Source organism: Microcoleus sp. B4-C1 (genome assembly GCF_036705285.1).
In the GTDB taxonomy this organism is placed as follows: domain Bacteria; phylum Cyanobacteriota; class Cyanobacteriia; order Cyanobacteriales; family Microcoleaceae; genus Microcoleus.
The window spans coordinates 1-20,761 of the sequence record NZ_JAUBUC010000081.1; the positions used below are offsets into that span (position 1 = coordinate 1).

The following is a 20,761-nucleotide window of genomic DNA, read 5'->3' on the forward strand; positions in this document are numbered from 1 at the left end:
GGTTTGGGCGGCCCGCCGGTCATTTTGGGCGGGGGGGGACGCCCATCCCACTTTCAAGAGTGGAAGTTATTTAATTCTCATTTCTTAGCTGATTGACCGTTGGGCAAATAAACCAAATTACCATCCTCAATATCGGTCTTGGGCTTAGCGCGTCTAGTCAGATTTTTGACACTCAAGTCTTCAACAGCTAAAACTTCACATTTCCCGAACAGCTCATGTGCCGTTTTAAACTGAAAATCCAATCTAGCTCTGGCTACGAACTGATGAAGTCTAGAAATCCTGTCCTTGATAACTTTCCAAGGCTTAGAACCCTTAACTCGGTTAGCTAGCTTCGCTTGAAGTCTTGCCAGCTTCGGGGCCGACTTCCTCAAAAATCTAGGATTCTCAACTCTTTCGCCATTAGAAAGAGCGACGTAATTAGTTATTCCTAAATCTATACCAACAGTGTTTTCATCAGTCGGTTGAATTTCTGCAACCGTTACAGGAACCGTCTTATCTTCTAGCGTCAGGGAAATATACCACCCATCCGCTTCTCTGATAACACTACCCGTCTTAACTTTGAAACCCGTTGGTATGGGGCGGTGAAAGACCATAGGCACGCTTACCTATTTTTGCGAGGTTAATACAAATCCTATTTTGCTCGTCCTTGACAATATTTAAATTGTCCAACTGAGGATAAGTGAAAGATTTGTAGTAGTGAAACCCTTTGAACTTGGATTGGCCCCTACGATTGCCATTTTTATCCGGCGTGGTGAAATTTGAAAAGGAAGTTTCCACCCTGTTGAGGACATCTTGTAAAACCTGTGAATCCAACACTTTATAATCAGGAAATAGTTTTTTAGTGTTTTTCAGGTCGGCAAGCTGTATGGTTTGCCACTGCACATAACCGCCTTCAATGTTCGAGAAAATGTCACCCTTTTTAGTCAAAGGATTACCTAATTCATCCTTTTTTCTACCATCCCTAGTCTGCACTCTCGTCAAAGGAATGTTTTGATAAATCTCCTCAATAGGGACTATCGAAACAATCAAGGGACAGGCGTTGACGGGCGTTCTCGTGGATTCCCACCATCTGAATCTTTCACGCCCGTCGGTAGTTGTACTGCCGACGACAGAGTTCTAGATGAGCCACAATTTTTGCTAATTGGGTTTTTGTGGGTTTGAGGCGGTATTTGTATGTTAGTTGCATGGGAAACTTCTTTTTTTCCACCTACTTTAATGTACCATTTTTTCGATTTAATAGTTAGAAAGTACATCAAAGTTCAAGGTACTCGCAATGTCTAATTGTCGGTTTCCGTACCTACACCCGACGAGCCTTTCATCACGCGGGCGTAATTCATTCGGGGTACGGGGCGTAGCGCTCAGATGCGTCCCCTCTGAATATACGCCCGGGACTTCCCGGCTGGTAGTTAAAAAACTAAGTTTGTAGGCCCAACCGGGCGTAATTCCTGGTAAAATTTCTTGTAATGCTACCAAAAAAGTGAGATGCATACCCAGCTACGTTCAGCGCAAAGGTGCGCTGACCTTAAATTCTGGCCATTCATTTGAGGCCAGCAGCCCCGATGAAACTGGTTGTGGCGTCTTAGGTGCTGTAACCCCAAGCAAAACGAACGAAACTGCCATCAACCCGCCGTACAAGGCAGCCGATCGCTTGCGAGTTCCCAGTCCCACCCATTGAGGATTTAGCAGACCCAGACAAAAAGCAGGTGTGGAAAACATAAAAGTTAATACAAACAAGCTGGACATCACGCACCTCCGACTAGCGAGTTGTAGCGATTAATTACTTTCATCTCCAATTAATAGCTCACAAATCCGCTTAAAAAATTGGCAATTTAGGATTTATAACTTGAGAATTATTGATGTTTATCAAACAATAAAATAAAAATAAAAATCTCTGACTTTAGAGAGTTGTTAAAAAAATAAGAGCTTTCTAGAGAGTGCAAAAATTCAGCTTAAAATAAACACTAAATTCCTTAATCAAAATATGAAAGTCCGCTTTAATGTAGTGCGCCAAAATCAAAACGAGGCTCCCCGGATTCACACTTACACCCTAGATGTGGAAGAGAGCAATACCATCCTAGACTGCCTCAACAGTATTAAGTGGGAACACGACGGCACTTTAGCTTTTCGCAAAAATTGCCGCAATACAATTTGCGGCAGTTGTTCTATGCGAATTAACGGTCGATCGGCATTAGCGTGCAAAGAAAATGTGGCCAGCGAACTCGCAAGACTGCAAAAAATAGCTGATTCCAGCTCAGCAGAAATGCCTACCGATTTCATCCCAGAAATCACCGTCGCCCCAATGGGAAATATGCCGATTATTAAAGATTTGGTTGTTGACATGACCAGTTTTTGGGACAACCTAGAAGCAGTTGAACCATATATCAGCACCGCCTCGCGAGCAATTCCAGAACGCGAATTTCTGCAAACTCCAGAAGAGCGATCGAAACTCGACCAAACTGGCAACTGCATCCTCTGTGGCGCGTGCTATTCTGAGTGCAACGCCCGCGAAGTCAACCCGGAATTTGTCGGCCCCCACGCCCTCGCCAAAGCTTACCGCACGATCGCCGACTCCCGCGACAGCGAAACCGAAAATCGACTGGAAAAATACAACGAAGGCACCGCAGGCGTCTGGGGATGCACGCGCTGTTACTACTGCAACTCGGTTTGTCCGATGGAAGTTGCGCCGATGGATCAAATTGGTAAGATTAAACAAGAGATTCTCGATCGCAAAGACGACCAAGCCAGTCGATCGATCCGCCACCGCAAAGTTTTAATCAATCTCGTCAAAGAAGGGGGCTGGATAGACGAGCGCAAATTTGGCATCGAAGTAGTAGGGAACTACTTCCGCGACGTTAAAGGTTTGCTGAGTCTGGGCCCGTTGGGTTTGAGAATGATCGCTCGCGGCAAGTTCCCGCTGTTTTTTGAGCCTTCAGAAGGTACCGAAACCGTGCGAAATCTGATCGAATCGGTTCAAAGTTTAGAAAAGTCAGCAGATTAGCGATCGGCTGTCCTTTTCCTGGTAAATTACAAGTTGTGCGATCGCAAAGCTTCCCCAAAATCATCACTCACAACTCGAAACTCAAAACTTTTAAATGACTGCTAAAACTCCTCCATCCCCAAAACCGACAACCCCAAATACCCCAAAACCAGAACCAGCCTTTGGGTGGAATGCCTACGCCGAACAAATCAACGGACGATTTGCGATGGTGGGGTTCGTGGGACTTTTGCTGCTAGAATTCTTCACCCGCCAGGATTTTTTCACCTGGCTGGGTCTGCGTTAAATTAATCAAAATCAATTCAAAATGGAAGCTGAAAAATTATCTATATTTCAGCTTCCTTTTGATTTTTAAGAGTTATTTAAAATAGAGTTGATCAAATTAGAGGTACAAGATTAAGCTGTTGTGCATCTAATTTGAAAGTCCATTTTTCTACAATTATTGTGGAACGGGCATCCTGCCCGTCTCTAGATTCAATTTAAATGCCTAGCAGCTTATAGCGGTTCTCAAAAAAGTGAGGTATGCCCTATGCCCTATGCCCTATGCCCTATGCCCTATGCCCTATGCCCATGAGTACCTCATCTTTCTGAGAAAGGCTATATAACATTTATAGTGGCATAAAAACATATGAATTTACCAAAGTGAATAGTAGTTGCTTATAGTGCGATCGTCCTTGAATTATAGGGACACGGCATTGCCGTGCCCTGACTCCGAAGTTTAGTTCATATTCTGTTCGGTCGATGACCCCTAATACGGTAGGGGATCCCCTCACGAAAAATATCTGCCAATAATTGACAATCTCAAAAACCCGCCCTTTTAATCGTTCGAGCGGACATGATATCAAACTAATTTCCAGTTGTTTCGCGGACGGTCAAACTGTACTTGCCTCTACCTTTTGGAGGCGGATCGTAAGCATTGACAATGACGCGATAGCGACCGTTCGCAGACAAGGTAACAGTCAGCTCTGAATTGGAATTTTGCTGCGTGACATCATCATTTTCTCCAAGTAGCTCGCCCTGGGAGTTGAAAATAGCGAGATAAGTATCAAACTCGGTACTTTCTACGGTAATAACCAGTTTCTGACCCTGAGTGCCTTCAAAGGTATACTCGTCGTACAAACTGCTGTCTGAGGGAAGTACAGAAGACTTAGCAGGGCTGAGTTCTCCGTTTTGCTCTAAAATGATTTTAGATGAACTCGCATCAGGACTGGGCGGAGGTTCTACAGTTGGGCTCTGAGTTGGCGAACTTTGTGGCGATGGCGACGGGTTGGGGCTTGCTTGAGCTAAAACAGCGTTGGCAGCAGTCTTCGCATCAGTTAAATTTTGAGGAAATTCTGCTGAAATAAGGGTGGATCTGTTGTTAGCAACACCTGAATTTGAAAGTGACAGGGAGAGAGCCGGCTTGCCAGAAAAAGTAGCTACCATAGCAATTGGCGCGATCGCCCAAAATCTAACTTGACGCATGAATTACCTCGATTTGTAACGGAGGAAGAAGGAAGAAGTCAGTAGTCATTAGTCAGTAGTCATTAGTTATTTGTTAGGATCGCAAATTAAATAATTTACACTCTTGAAAGTGGGATGGGCGTCCCGCCCGTCCTTTATGCACGGGCGGGACGCCCATGCCACAAGAACAATAAAGATTGTAAGTTATTTAATTCTCATTCCTTAGATGCTACCAATTACCAATGCCCTGTTTGCCCAATTCCCAATTCCCAATTCCCAGTTCCGAATTTTCAATTTTCACCGGACAGTTAGAGTGTAACGACCCCTGCCCGAAGCATCGTAAGCATTGACAATTACGCGATAGCGACCCGTAGCGGGCAACGTAACGGTCAGAAACGAATTTTTAGTCGAATCGCTTCCATCGTCATTTTCTGCCACTAATCGGCCGTTAGGGCCAAATATAGCCACATAGGGATCGAAATCTGTACTTTCGAGGGAAATGGTTACAGACTGACCCGATCGACCTTCAAAAGTATACTCTCGATACAGACTGTTGTCAGACGGCAATACTGGGCCGCCTGCGACTAAAGCACCTTCTTCTTGCAAAATCGCCCTCGAAGGCGCGGTAGGAGCACTCGCTTTCAGTTGTAACGTATAAGCCCCAGACTGCCTAGCTTGGTAGGAATTTGCCACTAACGTGTAAGTCCCGTCTGCTGGCAGCCTGACTGTAATTCTGGCGTTTTTATTCCCCGCCCCGTCATCGTCTTGCGCGATTTCGCGCTGGTTGGGCCCGAGCAAAATTAAATAAGGGTCAATTTCTTGACTTTTCATTTCTATTGTGATTTGCTGGCCCGCTTTTCCCTCAAATGAGTAGAGGTCAAAAAAGCTGTTGTCGGTGGGCAGAACGCTAGACTTGTCGGTGAGGAGGCCGCTGACGGGGGGCCCGTTTAACGCAACTTTTTGAGGTGATTGGTTGCCACCAAAGGGCGATCGGGCTTGAGCCGCGCGGGGAGCTCGCCCTTCTCGCACCGCTGTCAGGAAAGCGGGTAATTTGTCTGCGGAAATTGCAAAACCGATACCGATACTGCCACCGCCCCGACCGCGAGTAAAAATAGAAGTATTGACGCCGATTAATTCTCCTGAACTGTTGAGCAGTGGGCCTCCTGAATTGCCGGGATTGATGGCGGCGTCGGTTTGAATTAAGCCCCGCTGCTGGTCGATGCGGCTGACGATTCCGACTGTAAAAGTACCTTGAAATTGACCGAAGGGATTGCCGATCGCAAATGCTTGTTGCCCGACTTTCACCGAACCGGGACGGGCTAAAGGAATAGTGGGCAAATTGTTTTGACCGCGAATCTTCAGCACGGCTAAGTCTAGACCGTCTTCGCCGAATCCGATGACATCGGCGACAAGTTTTCTGCCGTCTGACAAAATGATATTGACGGTACCGCCTGCCGAAACAACGTGGGCGTTCGTTAACACCATGCCGTCGGGGCTGATAATTGTGCCACTGCCGTTAGATTTATCTGTATCGACTGTAACAACCGCCGGACTAGCCTTTTCGTAGACCCGAATATTGGTTTGTTCTTCGACAGTTTGGGCGATCGCACCCTGGGAATGCACCGAGTTAAATTCCGTTAAATCTGTTGATTGCCGCACAGGGGATGTGGTAACAACCGCACTGGCGCTGGCTGCAACCCCAACCGTTAAAATTCCCGATACTGCTAAACTTAGAAGTTTGAAATTCATGGCGATCGATTAGTATTTAGCGATCGGTAGCTAGGAATTAGGTTTGGTGGCTAGCCCCTAACTACCTTCTCTAATTATTTTAGGACTTGCACCACGGTAGTGACATTCCTCACGCCGGTTCTCCAATTCGGGAATCTGAATCAGCCGCTAAATACTTAAAATTAGCTTGTCGTACCGCAGCATCCTCATTGCCGTAGAAAAAAGACAGCAAAGCAAAACGCTGGCCGCTAATCACCGGCGTCGCTTCATGCAGCAAAGAACACGAAAAAATAATCGCCGTGCCACAATCCCCTTTATAACCGTGCGGCGCGTACTCTGGAAAGCGTAAAAATCCCCCCGTGTACTCTCCCACATTCAAGTTTAGCGTCATCGCAAACCTGCGGTGCAGCGTAGCTTTGCTAGTGTTGTCGCGGTGCGGCCGAAAATAACCGCCGCTATCAGCATCGTAACAGCCCACCAAATACCGCTCAAACCTAGTGATTGTAAACTGAAATGCTTTCTCTACTTCCGGCCGCACCCGGCGCAAAATAATCGTATTCAATTGTCGCTGTAACTTTTGATCTTCAATAAAGAAATCTCGGCGCTTCTTGAAATTCTCGTCGTGAATGCCAACAGTTTTCCCCTCCACTTGCCTCATAAAGCCGGAAGGACTGCCACCGTGAGTTTTGTACATATCGATTAAACTGTGGCAAGAAGCTTTGTCCAAAACGTTAGGAATTACCAACACCGGGGCGTGGCGAGTGGCTGCTCGGGCTTCCTCAATAGGGGGCAAAGTTTTGAGAAAATCTAATACTTGTTGGGCGTGTTGGTGCGGTTGGCCCATCGGCAAAATATTAATTACCTGAAGGTTTTCGTTGAGTACAAAAGTTTGGGGTGCATAGTGAACTCCGGCAACTCCATTTTCTTCGACATCTCGGGAAACACCGTACTGCTGGCTGACTTTTTTGTGTAAGTCCCAGAAAAAGATGAATGACGGAGCAATTGTTGTCGGCCTGTTTTGTTCTTTGTCTGCTGGGTCAACGCTCACTCCGAACCGCGGTACTTGCAAGCTTTGGAATTCTTCTGAAAGCTCTTGAAAGCTTTTGAGGATAACTTGGATTTGTTCAAAAGCTGCGCTGGCAAAGAAAAACAGCACGACTCGCCGGCCGCCAACAGTCGGGAAATGAAATAAGGGGTTATTTGTAGAAGGAAGGGAAAACCAGGGAGCCGGATCTCCTATTTCAAGTAATGGCATCTTGCTGATTTAAGAATTGGGCTTTTATATTTAGATTATTATTTTGTGGATTAGTTCCACAGGTTCGGTATGTTAAGATTGTTTATTGATACAAAAATTAGCTTATATCTGTGTATGTCTGCGTTTTTCTGCGGTTTCAAATTCGCAATTTAGAGTCTTTTTAAGAAGTTTAATATCGGATAATAAGTAGATGGGTATCAATAAACGCAACTTAGAGTTCTGCGGTTTCCCAAGGTGGATCTGCGGAATAAATGTTTAGTTTCACCCATCTACTTAGTGTTTGCCTATTTGTCGAAACTGGGGGAATTATCCGGTTGGTCTTCCGGGTATTCTACAGGTCGATACTCCACGTAATCTGACGGCGGTGCTTCCACGTCGCGGTTGCTGGGGCGAGACCTCGATGATTCCGTAGGACGGGGTTTTTTGGTTCTCGGCGGCGTATCGGAACTGCGGTTTTCCGAAGCTGGGGGGCGACTGCTGCGGCTGCGGGTCGGTCTTTCTTCGGGGGTGTCTGAAACGTCCCAGTTGTCAGACCCTTGAGTTGGCGGGGCTTCTGGGCGAGAGGGACGTTTGCGCGAGGATCGATCGGGCGAGTCGGGCCTGGAGGTGTTAACGCTGCCGTTGCGATTCGAGGGGCGGCGGCGGGGTTCGTCGTCGTAGGCTTCCCGAGAGGAACGGTAGTCTTGGCTGCCTCTAATCCGGGGACGCTGCGGATAGTCTTCCTCTGGTTCTAGCTGTTCCATGTCGGCATCGTAGCCGTCGTAACCGTAGGCGTTGCTGACCGGTCGGTCTTCATCTACGTATTGGGCGCGACTTTTGGCTTGGGCTGTGGTCGCTCCTCGCAGCTTAATGCTTTCTGCTGCAAAAAATATGGCGGAACCAGTCAACAGAAATTGACCGAATGCCAAAATTGGGTCAAGCCGCCATCCTTGAAATAACAGAATACCGCCGCACAGCAAGCCGACTGCTGCAAAAAAAATATCGTGGTCTCGGGCTAGTTTGGGACGCCACGATCGCAGAAAATACAGTCCTGCCCCTGCTACTGCTAGGATAATCCCTAACAGGCTGCTCCAGTTCAATCCTAAATTGACCATTAGCCTATCTCCTATGTCTTTCCTATGTTAGCGAGTTAGATTTTACATCTATCATTAAGTCTGTCAGCCCGACGGTGCTTTCTGGGGCAGAGTCCGGTCAGGGTTTCAGCTTGGGAAGTCAGTATAATAATGAGTTTAACGGGAAAAAACCTCAGCTTGGCAGTCAACTGAAGGTTTTGCCTTGACAGTTGCTGGCAGCCGAGGTTTCTCGCATCGGGGAAATGCCCGACGTGTAGCCGAAAATTGACTTGCAGCGCCGGACTTAGAAACCCGCTGACTTTTTAGGTGCGCTTGATTTTGTCTTTTTGGCTGATGAAGATCAGGGCGATCGTTGCTGGAAGCACTACTACCACCACGCCCACCAGCAGGCTGTACAAAAAGTTCGCGAGAGAAGGAGTCATAGATTCCAAGCCTTTGTTACAACAATTTGATTTTTATTAATTTTATACTTTCGATCGCACCTGTGAAACGGTTAAAATTATGAATAGCAGACTTAACAAAACTTAAAATTTCGAGATAAGACCCATGACTGGTATTACCGTTGCAAGTTGGATTCTGGGCTCTGTCCTAGTCGTGATGACTTTGCTGTTTATTTTTCGGATCGTCCTGACTTGGTATCCCGAGGTGAACCTGAGCAAGTTGCCGTTGAGTCTGATTGCTTGGCCGACGGAACCTTTTTTAGCCGTAACTAGAAAGATTGTACCGCCGATCGGCGGGGTGGACATTACGCCGATTATTTGGGTGGGTATCTGTAGCTTGCTGCGAGAAATGATTCTCGGCCAGCAAGGGCTGCTGACAATGATGATGTAGAAGTTGGCGGTTGACTGTTGACTGTTGACTGTTGACTGAAAGCAGGCTTGGTAAAAACCCCCGGATCGATCCGTGGGGTTGCTTTCTTCAATCTTTCAATCCAAAATCCAAAATCTAAAATCCAAAATCGATTGACTAATGACTGTTTTGGTTCAAGAACTGTTCGACGAAATTCGTGTAAACTTCGCCGCTAAGAAACTCGGGGGAATCGAGGATTTTTTGGTGGAAGCTGAGGGTGGTAGGAACGCCGGTGATAGCACATTCCCGCAATGCCCGTTTCATCCTGCGGATGGCTGTCGGTCGATCGCGCCCCCATACAATTACTTTACCGATTAAAGAATCGTAGTAAGCGGGTATTTCGTAATCGGTGTAGACGTGAGAGTCCATCCGCACGCCGGGGCCACCGGGAGGCAAATAACCGCTGATTATGCCGGGATGAGGTCGGAAATTGCGATCGGGATCTTCGGCATTGATGCGACACTCGATCGCGTGGCCGTTGAGAACTACTTGGTTTTGCTTGATTTGCAGTTTTTCTCCTTGGGCGATGCGGATTTGTTCGGCTATCAAGTCGAGGCCTGTAATCATCTCGGTGACGGGATGTTCTACTTGGATGCGAGTGTTCATTTCCATGAAGTAGAACTTGCCCGATTTGTCAAGCAGAAATTCGACAGTGCCCGCACCCGTGTAGTTGATGGATTTGGCGGCGGCAATGGCAGCGTGACCCATTTGATCTCGCAGTTTCTGGCTGAGGGCTGGGCTTGGGGCTTCTTCGAGGAGTTTTTGGTGCCGGCGCTGAATCGAACAATCTCTCTCGCCGAGGTGGATGACGTTACCGTAGTTGTCGGCGAGAATTTGGATTTCGATGTGCCGCGGTTTTTCGATGAATTTTTCCAGGTAAAGTCCGGGGTTGCCGAAGGCTGCGTCGGCTTCGCCTTGGGCTGCTGAGAATAGTTTGGGGAGTTCCGAGGGTTCTCTAACTAGCCTCATCCCGCGGCCTCCACCGCCGGCTGTGGCTTTGATCATCACAGGATAGCCGATTTCGCGGGCGATCGACAAAGCTTCGCGATCGTCCGCCAGCAATCCGTCGCTACCGGGAACTGTGGGGACTTTCACCCGCTGCATAGTTTCTTTGGCGGTGGATTTATCGCCCATTGCCCGCATCGCTGCCGGAGAAGGGCCGATGAAGGTAATTTGATGGTCAGCGCAGATTTCGGCAAATCGGGCGTTTTCGGCGAGGAAGCCGTAACCGGGGTGAATGGCTGCGGCGTTGCGTGTCAGGGCTGCCGCGATGATGTTGGGGATGTTTAAATAGCTTTTGCTGCTGGTGGGGGGGCCGATGCAAACGGCTTCGTCTGCCAACTGGACGTGCAGGGCGTGTTTATCTACGGTGGAGTGTACGGCGACCGTGGCAATCCCCATTTCCTCGCACGTCCGCAATATGCGGAGAGCTATTTCTCCCCGATTAGCGATTAAAATTTTCGAGAACCCCATCTTCGCTGCTTAATTCACTCAATATTCTGTACAATAATGCCTTTCGGTATGTTCTGGATAATCGTTTTCCAGAAATTGTTTACAAAAATTTATTTTACATTTTGCTGGTAGTGGTGCTATGATTTTAAATCGGCGGTGTCAAAGGGCAAGTCACAAGTTAAATGCCAGGAACCTCAACCTGTGAATCTTTAACTCGTAACGCAAAAATCCCGGAGATTGCCAGAAAGAGCGGATGTGGCGGAATTGGTATACGCGCACGCTTGAGGTGCGTGTGGCATTATGTCCTTGCGAGTTCGAGTCTCGCCATCCGCATTGAATATGTAAAACAACTGTTGACGGTTTTGGCTGTCGGCAGTTGTTTTATATTGAGTGGTTTTTCGAGAAAGTCGGTCGAGTACGATCGGGTGCAGATTCATCAGATATCTTTAAGTCTGATTCCCTACGGGATAGCTTCGCTTCACGAACTTCTGACAGATCCGCACCATACAAAATACTGTTTAACTGTCGATCGACAATTGTGTTTGAATTAAAAACATAGATACTTATCGTTTGTCAAGTAGAATGGGGTTAGTTAGGTTCCGAATCCGAGAGTTGGCTGACGAAAAAGGATGGACGCTAAAGGATGTTGCCGATCGATCCGAGGTTCCGTACAGCACAGTCAGGCACTATGCTCGATCGGAAGGACTAGCAACGGTTGATATCACATCCATTCAAAAGATAGCTCGCACCCTCGATGTTTTGATTGAGGAGTTGATGGAAGTTGTTAAAGAATGAATTAATTTATCAGTTATAGTATGGGTAGAGAGCGAACACCCGCGCTCGCATGAAAATTCCTGCAGTCAGAACATCTATGGCTTACAGCAACAGCGAAGTTGAGGGAAAATCTTTCTATCAATCAGAACCTTTAATCGCCCGATTGAGGGGAATTATCCGAGATTATCCCGAAGGTGTAGGGATTCTCAAAGAATTAATTCAAAATGCTGACGATGCGAAAGCAGCGCGGGTAGAAATAACCCTTGATTGGCGGAACCATCAGGTAAAATCATTGCCGGACGATCGCATGGTACTGCTAATGGGGCCGGCGATGTTAGTCTACAACGATAGCGTGTTTGCAGACAAAGATTTTGACAGCATTCGCAGCTTGGGACAAAGCGAAAAAGCGCGAGACTTGCAGAAAACGGGTAGGTTTGGTGTTGGGTTTAATGCAATTTATCACGTTACAGATTTTCCCAGTTTCGTGTCGCGCGATCGCATCATTTTTTTTGACCCTCACGGTGCAGCTATTCCCGGCACTTCTCGGCAAGAACCTGGGCGCGAGTGGAATTTGGCAGAGGCTAAATGGTACCAAAAATATCCCGATTTTATGCAAGTCTATGCAGCGGGAGGATTGCCCGTTGGAGATACAAACTTTCAAGGTACTCTATTTCGGCTGCCTCTGCGAACAACGGAAAGCGCAAAAAATAGCGAGATTCGCAAACAAGCTTTTACTGAATCAAACGTCAAGGAACTCCTAGACGAACTGAGACAGTCGGGTGAAGAACTTTTGCTATTTTTGAAATCTGTTCAGGAAATTAGAGTCTACGAAATTCCTGCAAACAGTCAAGGAACTAGGCAAGAAATTCTAGCGATTGTTACCAAAAATCCGCAAGAAGTCCGATCGGCGCGACAAAAAATCCTTGATGCAATTCCCGATAACCCCGACAAGTTGCTGGAATTGTGCCACCGCAATCATGACGGTTTAGTCTCAGTTTCTTACCGCCACGAGATAGAAACGATTAGTTGCGATCGTACTATCAAGTCAACTTGGAGAATAGTCAGTTTAATTCGCACAGACGAAGGCGGCGAATTGGCAAAAGTCATAGAAGCAATGCACCAAAGCCAAGAAAAAGTCGTGCCTTGGGCCGGTGCGGCTGCTAGAATTAATGCTGCCAGTACAGAGGGAAATCTGGCGCCTGTTTCGGGCAAAGTTTACTGTTTTTTGCCGCTTCCTCTCGAAACTGGTTGGCAGGTTCACATCAACGGTTTTTTCAACTTAAATAGTTCGCGGGATAATCTCAGTAGCGACAGCGGACAAACGGGAAAAGATAAGCCTAGAGCTATTTGGAATGGGCTACTAGCGCGCCACGTTTTTTCTCATGCTTGTGCTAACTTAATTGTCGATTTAGTGCAAGATATCGGAGTATTTGAATCAGATAAATTTTACCAAATTTGGCCGATTAGTAAAATTACTGCCAGCAAAGCTCTGGAAGAATTGCAGGGATTTGTGATGCAGTTATTGTACCACAAACCAGTTGTGCGATCGGCTGTCAAACAAATTGTATATGAGGGTAAAATTACCGGAGCAGTAATGTCACAGACAAGATGGGTGACACCTCCGACAGTCAAAAATTTACCATCTAAAAAGTGTTGGGACGAGTTATTAGCACCGCTGTGTGCCGATAATATCGATCTTCCAAATCCGCCATTGCCCGATTCGATTTTAACAGCTTTTAAAGATGCAGGTTTGCCTTTACCAACCTTCACTGCTGCCAACTTGCGAAAGCATTTAATCGAAAATAAATCCCTAGGGATTGCGCTGTCGGATGCACCGAAAGCAAGCCTGCGAAATCGGCAGTGGATTGGGAATATGCTGCGATATTGTCTCAGCGACAATTGTCAAGATTTGCGCGGTTTGCCACTTGCTATTCTGGCTGACAATACTTTGCAGGTATTTGGGTATAATGCGATCGGCACTATCTACATTGCAGATGAGGCGCAGAGGGAAATATTTGCCAGTTATCCCGAATGGTTTCTCCACCAAGATTTAACTAAATTATTGCCTGCATACAATCTAAAGGGCATCTCAGCCATGACTGCTGCGGAAGTAGCCAAGCAATTGGTTAAGTTGGTGGATTCAACTGCGTCAGAAATTGATTGGAATCCCGATGCAACGCATCCTCCTAATGCAGAATGGTTGACTCTAGTTTATGATTATTTTTACAAGATAAATCCGAGACATCTGTCGCAAGAAACAGTCGATGCCTTGACAAAAGTGCCACTGGTTCCGGGAAGTAATGGCAAGCTTTACAAAGCGAAAATTGCTGACACTCCTTTGTTGCGCGGGGATCGAATTGAGGCGGAAACAATTGCGGCGGTAGAATATTTTGGGGCAACACTTGTCAAAGCACCGGCAAAACTTGAGGGTGCGATCGCACAATTTGCCGATCGCCACAAAAATCAGTTAGTCTATTGTATCACGGGCCCGGATATCCTAGACATAGTATATTCGCGGTGCGATCGAGGTTTGCCACCTTACAACGAACAGCATTATACATATCTGCTGAATTTCCTGGCAAGTCGAGAGCAAATAAATTACGATGAAAACAGAAAAAATAAGCTGCGCCAACTGCCAATTTATCCAACAACTTCCGGCGAAATAGTTGACCTCTACAGTGAAAATGTCTACCTTCCGGGCGACGGATATGAACCGCCAGAAATTGCAGGTAGTTTGCGCCTTTTACGCTTAGGACAAAAACGAGAATGGCTGCCACTTTTCCAACTTCTGCAAGTGCCAATACTCAACCGCGCCCGACTAATTCGTGACTGTTTGTTGCCAGAGTATGCCTCCTTTTCCCCAGAAGAACAGTTAATCGCACTAACTTGGATTAGGGATAACTTGACTAAAGCTAGCAAAGAGTTAGAAAATGCAGGAGAGAATGCTTTCGGATTCCAGGAAGAGCTTAAAAAGGCACGTCTGGTACGCTGTAGTGACAGGAGATTGAGAGCTGCCCAATTGATTTATAATCCTTTAAGTGAGGTAGTCCGAAACATTATCGGGAATGTAGCAGTGATTCCAGATATGGAATTTTACTCGCAGAATTCTGAAATTTGGCTGAAATTTTTCTCAGATTTAGGAATGAGGCAAAATCCCGATGCTGATGACATTTTAGCCTGCGTTGACAATCTCATTCAAAGGGCAAATCGAGCGGGTGCAGAGGCTGTAGCCGATAGCTGCATTGCTATTTTTAACTACATCGTTGACAACTGGGATGTGATCAAAAATATCAGACTTGCCAACAGCAACAAGACACTACCAGAAGCACTTGTAGATAAACCTTGGCTTCCTGTTGAGGGAAATCCTCAGAAGTTAAGCCAATATTTCGGTGCTGCAAAACCTGAACCTAGATTGTACCGCGCTAAAGACTTGTGTTTCATTCAAGATGCTCCTTTAGTTGCCAGCCAAAAGTTTATATTTGCACGTCCTCAGCGGGATTTACTGAAGGTAGAAATCAAAAAGGCACTGGGTTTTGAGCCTGTAGACCCAAATACCGTTATCGACTACTTTGATGTTATCATAAAACTTTGGGAAAATGACAGTTCAAATTAAATTATCCAACAATCAAAATACACAACTGCAATCAGTCGAGGCGATTTACAAGTATTTTTACGATACTTTGGTAAAAGGCGGTATTTCGGCAGATCAAAAGCGGCAAATTCAAGAGCGTTTTGCTCATCGTCAATGTCTGTGGGATGAGTCTACGGGTAAGTTTTGGCAGCCCAAACACGCTTTTTTAGATGATGTTGGTTTTTTCGGAAATCGACGCACAACAATACCTAGTTCTAATTCTCATTCCGAAGTTTATCAGTTATTAGGACAAAGGATCTCGCCCACTGTACAAGACTACTTAGACTTCCTGGCAGAACTAGCAGCAGAGTACGGCAATAATGCTTTAAATGAAGCGGATAAAAAATGCGCGATTCAGGTACTCTACCGCCTGGAATCTCAACAGTTATTACAAGGAGTCGCAGTTAACAATATACCGATTCTTACCGCTAACAACACGCTTTGTTTGGCGGAAAAAGTTTTCATCCCCGACGCGCATTGGCGCAAGGATTATATTGACCCTAACCGGATACTGCACGATAGAGTTTCTGCCAAATTTGCTAAATCGGTTGGCTGTCTTTCTTTGTTGAAAGATGCTATAGAACGCCCGAAAACAGTAAAAATTGCCCGAAATATCAAAAGCTGCGATTGGTGTCTAGAATGGCAAAATACCTTAAACTCGGCAGAATTGCGATCTGGTTTGAAGCGGTTGATTTTTCACGAGTGCGAATCGGAACCAATTTTAGATTTAATCTGGTTGACCAAAGCTCAAGTTGCAGCGGCTAGTCAAATTAATGTAGATTTATTTTTGAGCGATGAAACCTGTATTGCCACAGATATACCGGGTACTCAACACTTTGACGACTTCAATAAAACTTTTCAGATTATCAGTAGTGCTAGCAGATATATTATGCTATCGTATTTAGCAGAAAGTATTAACGCTAGGCTTGGGGAATATGCCGTTAAAAATTTGCTACCCCTCGCCAGCATTATCGATGCGGAGCCATGTAATATTCACAGTTTGCTAAACGAGTTGCGAATTAGGTCTTTACCATCGCTTGTCACCGCTACCGAGCCTGAAAATCAAGAATCTAATATTAGTAAAGCGGCGACAAATTCCAAGGGCGAGTCTTCAATTTATTGGGGCGCGTTTTGAGCGGGTTTAATATTTCACACTCTCCAGATTAGACATCGGGGAATTTTGCTAATAGTTAAACTGTACTTCTATAGGAATTACGCATAAATACTAAAGAAACCGGGTTTTTGGCAGTTTATACGGGTTTTAACGAAGTATTCTCGGAAAAACCCGGTTTCTGACCACCCGTGTGTAAGTCCTAATTTTGCGCTAATCCGGGCGGCCGGCCCATTAAACCGGTCATCAAGCGCAATGCTAAAAACCTGACTGGGGGAATTGTCCGCAAACACCACAATCCAAAGCGGCGAAATGCTACAATTGGCAGCCAAGTATTGGAAAATAATCTGTCTAGAAAATCGGTAAATCCTAACACGATTAAATTCTCTTTTTTCCGCCAGTTTTGATACCGTTTCAATACTCGCAAATCGCCGATGTCTTCGCCTTTTTGGTGCGCTTGCTGCAAGATTTGGGCGATCGCCCCAGCGTCTCGAATGCCCATATTTAATCCCTGGCCGCCGACGGGATGGCAGCAGTGGGCCGCGTCGCCAATTAGTGCTAATCTGGGCAAGCTGTTCCTCACCGTTGGGACAAGTCAGCATTGTCTGAATCAATTGCAGATAACCTTGGGCGCGGGTTTCTTCCATTGTGGGGAGTTGTCAGTAACACCGATGTTTATTTTACCATGATTGGTGGTTTGGCGGTTGACGCTCCCCCGTATCAATTTCTACCCAATCCCGAACAAGTAATCGAAATTACCCTCTCCCACAGAGTTTTTAAGCGTATTGATAATTTTCCTTGTATTATCGTGAGGCCCTTCAATATAATAAGGTTTTCCATTGCGACCGAATTTCAAGCCGATTTCGCTGGTTGATTCTCCTAAATGAGCCTTCGACTGCTCGAAATCGCGATGCGGTTCAAAGCCTAATGTTTTGGCATAGGCGATCGCACCCCAAACCAGGGCTTGTGCTTGCTCTAAACTAATCTCCTCGTACTCTTGCATAAACTGCGAGTAAGAAAGCTGAACGAATTTTTTATATTGGCTATCGTTGCAGTTACGTGGCGGGATGACATCCTTGACTCCCAAACACCAGTAGTCGATCAAATAAGAGGCTGCAACAAAACGATTGTATCCCTTGGAACGAGTCACCACCACTAAACCCAAACCGCTCGTTTCAGAGGTTTCATTCCCCAACAATACCTTCGCAAAATTTACATCCACGAGACATTGAGCAACGGGCAATAACTCTCCTTTTTCGGCGCTAGCGAGGGCTGTTTGTTCTGCATGAGATTGAAGAAAGGTACTGACTTCGGATGCTTTCAATCCTAACTTTCGGGCAATTTGTTTGGGCGTTAATTGGCGATCGCGCAGGTTGAGAATTTCTTGTTCTTGTTCGGGCTGCATAGTTTTTCTATTGCCGTCAGGGCTGGGTTCAAGCTGAGTCCATCATTGTACCGCGTTTTTGCGACCAACTTCGTAACATTGCAAAGATTGAGGAAAAAACCCGGTTTCTTTGATGGTGCCAGTGGCGAGAAACCTCGGTTAGCCCGATAGTCCGCCAGGGGTTGAAACCCCCTGTCTCATAGCAAAAGTCCTCTGAAGAGGACTAAAGAGTTTTTCATTTTTATCTCTGATTTTCAGTCGGTTTCAACCGACTTTCGCCCGACGCCAGGGGTTTCAACCCCTGGCGGTTGTGGCGACACCACTTTATTTTATACTTTTCGTAAAATGCGACTATTCAAACGCTCATATTCATCCTCTAGTAGCCACATTTTAGCAGATTGGTAATTGTCAGTGGTAAAGATAACTTTATAGTTTTGTGCCGGGTTATGGATGCAAAATTTTCCTGAAATTTCCTTGACTAACATCAGGATATAAGGAGGAGATATCAGAGTATCAGCCCAGATTTCCGCAAACTCCCACTCAGTTTCTTGCATGGTAAATTCCCCTCATATTCACCAAATTGTCTGAATAGTTGTTACTGCTTGAATTTTTGCGTCGCGGGTGACTAACGGAAGACTCAAAGATAAAGCAGTGGCGGCAATAATCCTGTCCGGCATATCTGGTACCACATCGCGGGGAATCTGACGCAGAATTTGTGCTGTGATTAAATCCAAAGGGGCGATGGCTAAACCAGTTCCCGGATCGGATAAGGCATTGATTAACTCCTCAAATGCCTCTTCGGGCAATCGATACCTTTCCACTAAATAACTTAATTCTACAACGGAAATCGCGGACACATAAATCGAATAGCCTCATGCTAATGCTGCATCCAAAGCAGTCATAGCTGTTTGTGATAATCGAGCATTCTCCCGCAAATACCAGATAATTGTATGAGTGTCGGCTACAACGGCGGTCATTAAATATCCCCTCTCGGAAAATTTCCCCACATTTCTTTTCTAGCTTCGGTAATATCTTCTTCGGTGATATCCATATCTAAATTATTCCACATTCCTTTGACGCTCTTTAGAGGTCGTTTGATAAGGTTTTTTTGCTGAAGAAATTCAGCAAAATCTAAAACTTCTTGGTGCTGATTCGGGGGCAATTCGCGCAATTTATCTAAAACTGCTTGCTCTAAATTCATTGTTTCTTTTCCTCCGTTTTGGCTGTACTTGACATAGCTTTTAATCGGCTCTGTTCAATCTTAATTATATACCAGTCATCGATGAATTGAGTTTGATGGGTGAGTAGCCAGAAACCGGGTTTTTGCGAGAGACTTCGTTACAGTGCGAAGATTCGAGAAAAAATCGGTTTCTTTGATTTTGACTAAATGCCTAATTCCGGTGGCCGGCCCATCAAGCCTGTCATCAAGCGCAAGGCTAAAAACCTCACTGGGGGAATTGTCCGCAAACACCACAATCCAAAGCGGCGAAATGCTACAATTGGCAGCCAAGTATTAGAAAATAATCTGTCTAGAAAATCGGTAAATCCTAACACGATTAAATTCTCTTTTTTGCGCCAGTTGTGATACCGTTTCAATACTCGCAAATCGCCGATATCTTCGCCTTTTTGGTGCGCTTGTTGCAAGATTTGGGCGATCGCCCCAGCGTCTCGAATACCCATATTTAATCCCTGGCCGCCGACGGGATGGCAGCAGTGGGCCGCGTCGCCAATTAGTGCTAATCTGGGCAAAACGTAGCGATCGCTCTGCATTAACTGCACCGGAAACAAAAAGCGATCGCTCTCCAATTCCAAACGCCCCAAAAGCCCGCCCGTGCGCTGTTCCAACAAAGTCAAAAACTCTGTTTCATCCATTTGTTGCAAAGCTTTTGCTTCCGCGTGGGGTGCTGTCCAAACTACTTGACAACGGTTCCCAGGTAATGGTAAAACTCCCATCGGGCCGCTCGGCCAAAAGCGCTCAAAAGCGATATCATTGTGCGGTTTTTCTGCTTTAATAGTGATAGCAACGCAGGATTGCCAGTATTTCCAGCCGCGAGTGCTGATGTTGGCTTCGGTGCGGATGCGCGATCGCGAACCGTCGGCGGCGACTAATAATTTGGTGCGAATTGTCCGAGTTTCGCCGTTTTGTTTGACTTCTATTTCCGCGCAATCGGTTAAATATTTTACCTCGACAACTTCCGCCGGACAAACCCAACTAAAATTCGGGTTTTTTGCCAAAGATTCTTGCAAAGCTGACAGCATGACTCGGTGCTCGCCAACGTAACCTAAAGCTGTTTTTGGTACAGGCAATTTGCCAGTATTTCCCAAATCCGGGCGGTGGAATTCCACGACGCCGGGATAGTCGCCGTCGCAGAGGCTAATTTGCTCGAAGGTGGTGATTTGCGGCAAGATTTGCTGCCACACGCCGATACCTTCTAAGATCATTCCTGATAGCAGGGTAATTGCATAGGCTTGTTTTTTGGCTGCGGCGACTGCGGGGAGTTGGGTTTCAATTATTGCTATTTTTAAGCCGGAATCTTTTAAGGCGCTGGCTAAGGTGGCCCCGACTATGCCGCCTCCGACGATGGCTATGTCAAAGTCGAGTGTATGTGTTTGCGTCGAGGCTATTGTGGGAGAAAGTTGGTTTACAGGCATTTTCAAGGGATTTATTTAAGTGAATAATCATATTTACTATTTTATTGTAAAGAATTATTGCGGTTTTGGGCGATCTTGAGGCAGAGCTTATGTCATATCAATTCTGGCTGTGCCGGAATGATATCAAATCCCATCGCACATTTCTCTCAAATTCGATCGCCCATCAACCCAAAAATCCCATCGGCCATCAACCCAAAAACCCCGGCGGTTGAAACCGCGTCTACACAGACAAAACCCGCCTCCGCGGGTTGAAGAGTCGTAGCGTAGCGGGGCGTAAGCCATCGCACATTTATCTCAAATTCGATATTTCTTCGTCCGCGGAGGCGGACATCGTTTGTGTAGACGCGGTTTCCAACCGCCCGGTTATATCAAATCCGCTAGCTTCGGAATGATATAATTGTAGGGAAACGGCAC

At 46.1% G+C, this 20,761-nt stretch carries 22 protein-coding genes, 1 tRNA gene and 1 pseudogene; 8 read left to right on the forward strand and 16 right to left on the reverse strand.

From position 1 onward, the window contains the following. Positions 1–77: 77 nt before the first annotated feature. From QUB26_RS24860 to QUB26_RS24875, 4 genes are all read right to left on the reverse strand, one after another. Complete coding sequence (locus tag QUB26_RS24860) at positions 78–593, reverse strand: transposase (RefSeq protein ID WP_333246011.1); 516 nt, start codon at positions 591–593, stop codon at positions 78–80. Further along, a complete protein-coding gene (locus tag QUB26_RS24865; protein WP_333302573.1) occupies positions 553–927 on the reverse strand; it encodes a hypothetical protein in 375 nt (124 codons plus the stop codon). Before QUB26_RS24865 ends, QUB26_RS24860 begins: the two co-directional genes overlap by 41 nt. Positions 928–1,078: 151 nt before the next feature. After that, positions 1,079–1,186, reverse strand: a complete 108-nt coding sequence (locus tag QUB26_RS24870) for a helix-turn-helix domain-containing protein (protein WP_333246015.1) — start codon at positions 1,184–1,186, stop codon at positions 1,079–1,081. A 314-nt stretch (positions 1,187–1,500) separates the two neighbouring features. Then, entirely contained in the window at positions 1,501–1,743 is a 243-nt protein-coding gene (locus QUB26_RS24875) for a hypothetical protein (RefSeq protein ID WP_333246016.1), read from the reverse strand. A gap of 238 nt (positions 1,744–1,981) precedes the next feature. On the opposite strand from QUB26_RS24875, the gene QUB26_RS24880 reads away from it, so the two are divergent. Both QUB26_RS24880 and QUB26_RS24885 read left to right on the forward strand, forming a co-directional pair. Further along, complete coding sequence (locus tag QUB26_RS24880) at positions 1,982–2,998, forward strand: succinate dehydrogenase/fumarate reductase iron-sulfur subunit (RefSeq protein ID WP_333320146.1); 1,017 nt, start codon at positions 1,982–1,984, stop codon at positions 2,996–2,998. A gap of 94 nt (positions 2,999–3,092) precedes the next feature. Beyond that, positions 3,093–3,281: a chlorophyll a/b-binding protein gene (locus tag QUB26_RS24885; RefSeq protein ID WP_333051883.1), complete on the forward strand. Its 189-nt coding sequence runs from the start codon at positions 3,093–3,095 to the stop codon at positions 3,279–3,281. A 560-nt stretch (positions 3,282–3,841) separates the two neighbouring features. On the opposite strand, the gene QUB26_RS24890 is transcribed toward QUB26_RS24885, so the two are convergent. The 5 genes from QUB26_RS24890 to psbX all read right to left on the reverse strand — a co-directional run bounded on the left by QUB26_RS24890 (position 3,842) and on the right by psbX (position 8,916). Continuing rightward, positions 3,842–4,459 (reverse strand): pre-peptidase C-terminal domain-containing protein, encoded by a 618-nt coding sequence (locus tag QUB26_RS24890; RefSeq protein ID WP_333246020.1) that lies wholly within the window; start codon positions 4,457–4,459, stop codon positions 3,842–3,844. 276 nt (positions 4,460–4,735) lie between these two features. Then, entirely contained in the window at positions 4,736–6,187 is a 1,452-nt protein-coding gene (locus QUB26_RS24895; RefSeq protein ID WP_333246021.1) for a trypsin-like peptidase domain-containing protein, read from the reverse strand. 109 nt (positions 6,188–6,296) lie between these two features. Continuing rightward, entirely contained in the window at positions 6,297–7,421 is a 1,125-nt protein-coding gene (locus tag QUB26_RS24900) for a redoxin domain-containing protein (protein WP_333320149.1), read from the reverse strand. A 284-nt stretch (positions 7,422–7,705) separates the two neighbouring features. Beyond that, positions 7,706–8,515, reverse strand: a complete 810-nt coding sequence (locus QUB26_RS24905) for a Ycf66 family protein (RefSeq protein ID WP_333320151.1) — start codon at positions 8,513–8,515, stop codon at positions 7,706–7,708. 281 nt (positions 8,516–8,796) lie between these two features. Next, a complete protein-coding gene (psbX, locus tag QUB26_RS24910; protein WP_333051895.1) occupies positions 8,797–8,916 on the reverse strand; it encodes a photosystem II reaction center X protein in 120 nt (39 codons plus the stop codon). A 124-nt stretch (positions 8,917–9,040) separates the two neighbouring features. Between psbX and QUB26_RS24915 the strand changes: the two genes are divergently transcribed. Next, on the forward strand, positions 9,041–9,325 hold the full coding sequence (locus tag QUB26_RS24915; RefSeq protein WP_006634856.1) for a YggT family protein: 285 nt from the start codon (positions 9,041–9,043) through the stop codon (positions 9,323–9,325). Positions 9,326–9,460: 135 nt separating this feature from the next. On the opposite strand, the gene accC is transcribed toward QUB26_RS24915, so the two are convergent. Beyond that, entirely contained in the window at positions 9,461–10,816 is a 1,356-nt protein-coding gene (gene accC, locus QUB26_RS24920) for an acetyl-CoA carboxylase biotin carboxylase subunit (RefSeq protein WP_333320153.1), read from the reverse strand. Between the two features lie 228 nt (positions 10,817–11,044). On the opposite strand from accC, the gene QUB26_RS24925 reads away from it, so the two are divergent. From QUB26_RS24925 to QUB26_RS24940, 4 genes are all read left to right on the forward strand, one after another. Continuing rightward, a tRNA-Leu gene (locus QUB26_RS24925) sits at positions 11,045–11,128 on the forward strand. Positions 11,129–11,377: 249 nt separating this feature from the next. Beyond that, positions 11,378–11,590 carry a helix-turn-helix domain-containing protein gene (locus QUB26_RS24930; RefSeq protein WP_006634859.1) on the forward strand — a complete coding sequence of 71 codons (213 nt, stop codon included), beginning with the start codon at positions 11,378–11,380 and terminating at the stop codon, positions 11,588–11,590. Between the two features lie 49 nt (positions 11,591–11,639). Then, positions 11,640–15,182 carry a sacsin N-terminal ATP-binding-like domain-containing protein gene (locus QUB26_RS24935; RefSeq protein WP_333320155.1) on the forward strand — a complete coding sequence of 1,181 codons (3,543 nt, stop codon included), beginning with the start codon at positions 11,640–11,642 and terminating at the stop codon, positions 15,180–15,182. Then, entirely contained in the window at positions 15,166–16,335 is a 1,170-nt protein-coding gene (locus QUB26_RS24940; RefSeq protein ID WP_333320157.1) for a hypothetical protein, read from the forward strand. The genes QUB26_RS24935 and QUB26_RS24940 overlap by 17 nt, the downstream gene beginning before the upstream one ends. A 178-nt stretch (positions 16,336–16,513) precedes the next feature. On the opposite strand, the pseudogene QUB26_RS24945 reads toward QUB26_RS24940, so the two are convergent. The 6 genes and pseudogenes from QUB26_RS24945 to QUB26_RS24970 form a co-directional block, all read right to left on the reverse strand. Continuing rightward, positions 16,514–16,885: pseudogene (locus QUB26_RS24945) on the reverse strand (FAD-dependent monooxygenase); the annotation flags it as partial. A 153-nt stretch (positions 16,886–17,038) separates the two neighbouring features. Then, a complete protein-coding gene (locus QUB26_RS24950; RefSeq protein WP_333320159.1) occupies positions 17,039–17,716 on the reverse strand; it encodes a DNA-binding response regulator in 678 nt (225 codons plus the stop codon). Positions 17,717–18,024: 308 nt separating this feature from the next. Beyond that, positions 18,025–18,249: a hypothetical protein gene (locus QUB26_RS24955; RefSeq protein ID WP_333246036.1), complete on the reverse strand. Its 225-nt coding sequence runs from the start codon at positions 18,247–18,249 to the stop codon at positions 18,025–18,027. 18 nt (positions 18,250–18,267) lie between these two features. Then, complete coding sequence (locus tag QUB26_RS24960; RefSeq protein ID WP_333246037.1) at positions 18,268–18,552, reverse strand: PIN domain-containing protein; 285 nt, start codon at positions 18,550–18,552, stop codon at positions 18,268–18,270. 119 nt (positions 18,553–18,671) lie between these two features. After that, positions 18,672–18,896: a DUF2281 domain-containing protein gene (locus QUB26_RS24965; protein ID WP_333246039.1), complete on the reverse strand. Its 225-nt coding sequence runs from the start codon at positions 18,894–18,896 to the stop codon at positions 18,672–18,674. A gap of 182 nt (positions 18,897–19,078) precedes the next feature. Then, positions 19,079–20,347, reverse strand: coding sequence for an FAD-dependent hydroxylase (locus QUB26_RS24970; protein WP_333320161.1), 1,269 nt, complete (start codon positions 20,345–20,347; stop codon positions 19,079–19,081). An 89-nt stretch (positions 20,348–20,436) separates the two neighbouring features. Between QUB26_RS24970 and QUB26_RS24975 the strand changes: the two genes are divergently transcribed. Beyond that, positions 20,437–20,559, forward strand: a complete 123-nt coding sequence (locus QUB26_RS24975; RefSeq protein WP_333109292.1) for a hypothetical protein — start codon at positions 20,437–20,439, stop codon at positions 20,557–20,559. Positions 20,560–20,761: the final 202 nt, after the last annotated feature.